This window comes from Actinomadura sp. KC216 (assembly GCF_004348535.1).
Taxonomy (GTDB): domain Bacteria; phylum Actinomycetota; class Actinomycetes; order Streptosporangiales; family Streptosporangiaceae; genus Spirillospora.
The window spans coordinates 1-6,261 of sequence record NZ_SMJX01000416.1 but is presented as its reverse complement, the minus strand read 5'-3'; the positions used below and the strand labels follow the sequence as shown (position 1 = coordinate 6,261).

Here is a 6,261-nt window from a genome sequence, read left to right as displayed (position 1 = left end):
CTCGCCGTTCACGGCCCGCGTCGGTCATCCCGCCGCCCTGGGGGTATCTGGCCATGCCACCGGCATACGCCCACACCACCGGCCCGTCCACTCACCAAACCGCCATGACCCATTAACCCTGGTTAGCTCGCGATGGAAATCTATGGCAGGGGCTAGCACTTCTTCGGCGTCGGCGAAACGTCCTAGGCCGTCGTAGGCCAGTGCGAGGTGCCAGGCGCACCAGATGACACCGTCGCGGTCGTCGCGGCGCTCGGCCATCGTCATCGTCCGCTCCAGGACGCGGGCGGCGTCCGCGTGGCGGCCGAGTTGGCGGTGCGCGTCGGCGATGTGCGCGGACAGCCAGATCTCGCCTGCCTCGTCGTCCCGGGCCTGGTAGATGGCCTGCGCCTCGGCGTAGCGGTCTAGGGCCTGCTCCGGTTGATCGAGATCGCACTGGAAGTCGCCGAAGTGGACCAGCACCCACGCCTCCTTGCCCGGATCGTCCATGGAGCGGACAACCTCCAGCGCGCGCTCGTAGAGCGGCGGCGCCTCGGCTCCGCGGCCGATGATCCGGCGCGCCTCGGCGAGGTGGATCAGCGACCCGAGCTCGGCCGGAGCGTCGCCGACGCGGCGTGCCGCCTGGACGGCGAGGTCCTTGACCGCCGCCATCTCCTCCCAGTGGGCGCGGTAGAAGAGCAGGCCGTAGAGCGATTCCGCGATGCTGACGACGAGCCCGTGCTCCTCCGCCTCCGCGGCGGCCCGCAGGTTCGCCTGGACGTTGAGGGATTCGTGCGCGAACCACGCGATCGCCTCGGCCGGGGGCTGCTCGTGCGCGCCGGGCTGCGACATCCACGCGTGCAGGCGGTCGCTGTACCAGGCGAGCGAACGGCGGAACGCGTCGCGGCGGTCGGACGGCGACTCCTCGGCCGCCATGCGCTCCTTCGCATACAGCCGGAGAAGGTCGTGGAGCCGGTACCGGCCGCCCGCGACCTCGACCAGATGGCGGTCGGCCAGTTCCCAGAGCGTGCGTTCGGCGTCCGCGACGGGGACGTCCCCGGCCCGGGCTACCACGTCGGCGGTGAAGTCCCGGCCCGCGAGGACGCCCAGGTGGCGGAACAGCCGCGCGGTGCCGGATGCCACGGACCTGTAGCTGATTTCGAAGCTGCCGCGCACTCCCCTGTCCGCATCTTCGAGGTGGGCCAGACGCCCGGCTTCTTCCCTGAGGTCGGACGAGTAACGTGCGAACGAGACGTAGGTTCGCGTGATGTGCGTCCCGGCGATGCGAATCGCCAGCGGAAGCCCGCCCAGCAGCCGGACGATCTCCTCCATGGACGGCCGGTCGCGTTCCACGGCCTCCGCCTCCACGAGCCGATCGAGCAGCTGGAGCGCGTCGGGGTCGGGCAGCGGGTGGACGGGGAGCCTGCGGGCGCCGCTCAGCGAGGCCAGTTTCGTCCTGCTGGTCACGATCGTGGCCGCGCCGAGCGACGTCGGCAGGAGCCGCTCGGCCTGCGCCGCGTCGGACACGTTGTCGAGCAGGAGGAGGCTCGGGCCCTTCCCCCAAAGCTCCTGGTATTTCTGCGCACGCTTGGCGGGAGTCGGCATCTCGTCGTCGGGCACGCCGAACACCGACAGGACCGCCATCATGGCCGCCTCCTCGGTCGCGGCCGCGGCGACGTCCACGCGGATCCGCGCGTGGGTGAACGTGGAGGCGAGCCTGTGCGCGAGCTCGTTGGCCAGCTCGGTCTTCCCGACGCCTGCCATGCCGTGGAACACCACCAGCGGGCAGGTCTGGGTCAGCCGCTCGGTGAGCTGGGCCGTCGCCTTCTCGATGACGTCGTCGCGGTCCGTGAAGTCCGAAAGCGACCTGTTCAGGTTCATGCGGCCGGACGGGACCGGAGGCTCGACCGGCGGGCGCGGGAGACCGGTCAGGCGGTCCAATCCGAGTTCCCGCCCCCATGGCGTGTGCGGATTCGCGTCGGCCCAGCGGTCGAGCGGGGCGACGATCAGGACGGAGGTGCCCTGGGCCGCGGAGTGCTCTATCGCCACACCGACGGCGACCGCGCCCGCTTCGGGGTCCTGGGCGAACACCACCGCTCCGGAGATGCCCTGCCATTCGCTGATCCCGCGCCCCTCGGCCGCGCGGGGCGTCGACTCGCAGCGGAACTCCATCAGCCCGGTGCGCAGATTCGAGCCGGTGGGGATGACGCCGTCCAGCTGGGCGCTCTCCCGCTGCCTGGCCTTGCCCGGCTCCCGCGAACGCTCCATCCATCTGGGGAAACCGATCGTCCAGCAGGGTTCGATCACCGTCGCCCGGGAGCGGTCGACGCGGCCGAAACGCACCGGGGGCAGGTCGCCGATCGACGGATCACCGGGCACCGCCAGCAGGGCGATGTCCCCGGCCTCGTCCACCATGACCAGCTCGGCCGGATGCTCCGACTCGTCCACCCGGCGGACGAGGAGGGCCGCGGCGTCCAGGACGTTGTGCGCCGCCGACAGCACCCACCGCCCGCCGACCAGGAAACCGGAGCCCACATTCCACCGGTCGCCGTGGTCGCGGCGCAGCACCTCGACGGCACGGCCCGTCAGCTCGGACATCTCAGGGCTTTTCCCTGAGCCCGCGGGTCACCTTGAGCGGACGTCCGTCCTCGTCGAGCGGCGGTTCCAGCGTCACCGTGACGCGGTGGATCTCCTCCCGCCGGTAGGAACCGTCGCCGCCCAGCTCAAGGACCCAGAATTTCGCCTTGCCCGACCCGCCGGCCTGCCGCGTGACGCCGACATGGAATTCGAGCAGGATCTGGCCGACACCGAAACCGAACTCCGCGCTTTCCCCCGCCTCCAGCGCCTCCATCAACTCGGCGCGGAGCGCTTCGATGCTTTCGGCAAGCCCGAGCTGGCCCATGGATTCTCCCGTATCCGCAATTCAGGGTGCGCCGGGCGATCCCGCGACCGGGCGCCCGCGCTGTGATCCTCCACGACCTCCGTCACTCAGAGGAGTGGCTCGGAGCCATACGGCCAGAGGAGGCCAATTCGCGGCGGGACGGCGAACGCGAACGAGCCCCGGACCGGCGGCGGTCCAGGGCTCGCTGCTGCGGAACGTCTCAGATGAGGCCGAGCTTGCGGACGGCCTCGCGCTCCTCCGACAGCTCGGCGGCGGACGCGTCGATCCGGGCGCGGGAGAAGTCGTCGATCTCCAGGCCCTGGACGATCTCCCACGTGCCGTCCTTCGTGGTGACGGGGAAGGACGAGATCAGGCCCTCGGGCACGCCGTAGGAGCCGTCCGACACGACCGCCATCGACGTCCAGTCGCCGTCGGCGGTGCCGTTCACCCAGGTGTGCACGTGGTCGATCGCGGCGGACGCGGCGGACGCGGCCGAGGACGCGCCCCGCGCCTCGATGATCGCCGCGCCGCGCTTGGCGACGGTCGGGATGAAGTCGTTCTCCAGCCAGGCCTGGTCGTTGACCGTCTCGGCCGCGTTCTTCCCGGCGATCTCGGCGTGGAAGACGTCCGGGTACTGCGTCGCGGAGTGGTTGCCCCAGATCGTCATCCGGCGGATGTCGGCGACGGACACGCCCGCCTTCTTCGACAGCTGCGCGAGCGCGCGGTTGTGGTCCAGGCGCGTCATCGCGGTGAAGCGCTCGGCCGGGACGTCCGGCGCGTGCTGCTGCGCGATGAGGGCGTTGGTGTTGGCCGGGTTGCCGACCACCAGGACCTTGACGTCGTCCGCCGCACCCGCGTTGATCGCCTCGCCCTGCGGCTTGAAGATGCCGCCGTTGGCCTCCAGCAGGTCGCCGCGCTCCATGCCCTTCGTCCGGGGACGGGCGCCGACGAGCAGCGCGACGTTCGCGCCCTCGAACGCCTTGACCGGGTCGTCGAAGATGTCGGTGCCGGACAGCAGCGGGAACGCGCAGTCGTCCAGCTCCATGGCGGTGCCCTCGGCGGCCTTCACCGCCTGCGGAATCTCCAGGAGCCGCAGGCGTACGGGTACGTCCGCGCCGAGGAGCTGCCCGGACGCGATGCGGAACAGCAGCGCGTAGCCGATCTGGCCCGCGGCGCCGGTGACGGTAACGGTGACTGGGGTGCGCGTCATTGCCTTCTTCTTCTCTCCTGCTGGTGTCCTGTGCCGCCGGCCCGCCGCCGCGCGGGTTCTCTCGCTATCGAGATATTCCGGGGTTCAGGCTATCGCGCACCCCCTACCCGCCGCCGGGCAGGTGCACCACCCGGCATGGCGATGGGTGCCGACCACGCGAAAGGCCGTCCCGGACGAATCCGGGACGGCCTCCGAAAAGCCGTTCTCAGCCGTTGATCTTCTTCTGGAGGTTGGTGTCGAGGGCCTCCAGGAAATCCTGGGTGGTCAGGAACGGCGTGTCCTTGCCGACGAGGAGTGCCAGGTCCTTGGTCATCTGGCCGTTCTCCACCGTCTCGACGCAGACCTGCTCCAGGGTGCGGGCGAAGTTCGCGACCTCGGGCTGGGAGTCGAGCTTGCCGCGGTGTTCGAGGCCGCGGGTCCAGGCGAAGATGGACGCGATCGGGTTGGTCGACGTCGGCTTGCCCTGCTGGTGCTGCCGGTAGTGCCGGGTCACCGTGCCGTGCGCGGCCTCCGCCTCGACGGTCTTGCCGTCCGGGGTCATCAGGACGGACGTCATCAGCCCGAGGGAGCCGAAGCCCTGCGCGAGGGTGTCGGACTGGACGTCGCCGTCGTAGTTCTTGGCGGCCCAGACGAACCCGCCCTCCCACTTCAGCGCCGCCGCGACCATGTCGTCGATGAGCCGGTGCTCGTAGGTGAGGCCCTTGGACTCGAACTCGGACTTGAACTCCGACTCGTAGATCTCCTGGAAGATGTCCTTGAAGCGGCCGTCGTAGGCCTTCAGGATCGTGTTCTTCGTCGACATGTACAGCGGCATCCCGCGCTCGAGCGCGTACCGCATCGTCGCCCGCGCGAAGTCGCGGATCGAGTCGTCGTAGTTGTACATGCCCATCGCGACGCCGCCGCCGGGGAAGTTCGCGATCTCGAACTCCATCGGCTCGCCCTCGTCGGCGGGGGTGTAGGTGATCGTCACCTTGCCCGGGCCGGGAACGACGAAGTCGGTGGCGCGGTACTGGTCGCCGTGCGCGTGGCGGCCGATGATGATCGGCTTGGTCCAACCGGGGACGAGCCGGGGGATGTTGGAGCAGATGATCGGCTCACGGAACACCACACCGCCAAGGATGTTGCGGATCGTCCCGTTCGGGGACCGCCACATCTTCTTCAGGCCGAACTCCTCGACGCGCGCCTCGTCGGGGGTGATGGTGGCGCACTTCACGCCGACGCCGTGTTCCCGGATGGCGTTGGCGGCGTCGACGGTGACCTGGTCGTCCGTGGCGTCACGGTGCTCGATTCCCAGGTCGTAGTACTTCAGATCGACGTCGAGGTAGGGCAGGATCAGCTGGTCCTTGATGAATTTCCAGATGATCCGCGTCATTTCGTCGCCGTCGAGTTCGACGACCGGGCCCGCTACTTTGATCTTGGGCATGCTGCTGCTGTCCCTTTCCTACACCTGGCCAGCTGTGAAGACTCAGACCTTGTAAGGCTCAACTGGCAAGGCTAGCCGAGCCCAACTTGAGGTCTAGACCTGGCCTGGTCCGGGCGGTCCCGGCGGGCCCGGCCGCGCGCCGGGCGGTCCCGGAACCCCAGGCGGGGACGCGCCGGGGGTGCCCGGCGGCGGGCCTGGGGCGTCTGGTGAAGGAGGCGGGCCGTCGCGGCGGCCGGTGATGAGGAGCCGCGCGGCGCGCGCCACCATCGCCAGGAGGATCAGCACGCCGAAGGCGCCCGCGAGGGCGAGGCCCGGCTTGTTCATCGGCGGGACGCTCAGCGACACGAACGCGACCATCTCGCCGAGGATCACGAGCGTCCAGCAGTCGATGGACCTGCTGCGGACGGCGAGCGGCCCGAGCTGCGACTCCGGCAGCAGGAGCCGGGCCAGGGCCCCGAGCAGCAGCGCGGCCGCCATCAGCCCGGACCCCTTGCGGAAGTAGTTGAACGCGCACAGCGTGAGCCCGGCGCCGACGCCGCTGAGCACGAGCAGGTACGGGAGCTGCGCCAGCCAGTGCGGCGCGGCTCCGCGGCGGCTGGGCGCCCTGCGCCTGCGCCTGCGCACCTCGGTGCTCATGGGCTTCACGGTATAGGGAATCGGATGGCGGCACGACATCGTCCGCCGCACCCGATCGGCGGTGCCCGTTCCGTGCCCGGACCGCCCGCGCAGCCGCAGGTCCGGTGCCGTGGGTCCGGCGGCCCGGGGTGGGGC

General features: G+C 70.3%; 5 protein-coding genes. All 5 read right to left on the bottom strand.

The window, feature by feature from the left end:
- Positions 1–24 precede the first annotated feature (24 nt).
- Positions 25–2,574, bottom strand: coding sequence for a tetratricopeptide repeat protein (locus tag E1264_RS38795; RefSeq protein ID WP_132181935.1), 2,550 nt, complete (start codon positions 2,572–2,574; stop codon positions 25–27).
- 1 nt (position 2,575) lies between these two features.
- Positions 2,576–2,878, bottom strand: coding sequence for a trypco2 family protein (locus E1264_RS38790; RefSeq protein WP_132181933.1), 303 nt, complete (start codon positions 2,876–2,878; stop codon positions 2,576–2,578).
- Positions 2,879–3,077: 199 nt separating this feature from the next.
- The gene (locus E1264_RS38785; protein ID WP_132181931.1) at positions 3,078–4,067 is read right to left on the bottom strand and encodes a malate dehydrogenase; all 990 of its coding nucleotides are present in this window, start codon (positions 4,065–4,067) and stop codon (positions 3,078–3,080) included.
- 205 nt (positions 4,068–4,272) lie between these two features.
- Positions 4,273–5,490, bottom strand: coding sequence for an NADP-dependent isocitrate dehydrogenase (locus E1264_RS38780; protein WP_132181929.1), 1,218 nt, complete (start codon positions 5,488–5,490; stop codon positions 4,273–4,275).
- 93 nt (positions 5,491–5,583) lie between these two features.
- Positions 5,584–6,261: DUF3017 domain-containing protein (locus E1264_RS44915; protein ID WP_243711435.1), on the bottom strand; the 678-nt coding region annotated here is incomplete at its 5' end.

Excerpts from the sequence above, each read along its gene's own strand:
- E1264_RS38795 (WP_132181935.1), bottom strand. The coding sequence starts at position 2,574 with ATGTCCGAGCTGACGGGCCGTGCCGTCGAGGTGCTGCGCCGCGACCAC.
- E1264_RS38790 (WP_132181933.1), bottom strand. The coding sequence starts at position 2,878 with ATGGGCCAGCTCGGGCTTGCCGAAAGCATCGAAGCGCTCCGCGCCGAG.
- E1264_RS38785 (WP_132181931.1), bottom strand. The coding sequence starts at position 4,067 with ATGACGCGCACCCCAGTCACCGTTACCGTCACCGGCGCCGCGGGCCAG.
- E1264_RS38780 (WP_132181929.1), bottom strand. The coding sequence starts at position 5,490 with ATGCCCAAGATCAAAGTAGCGGGCCCGGTCGTCGAACTCGACGGCGAC.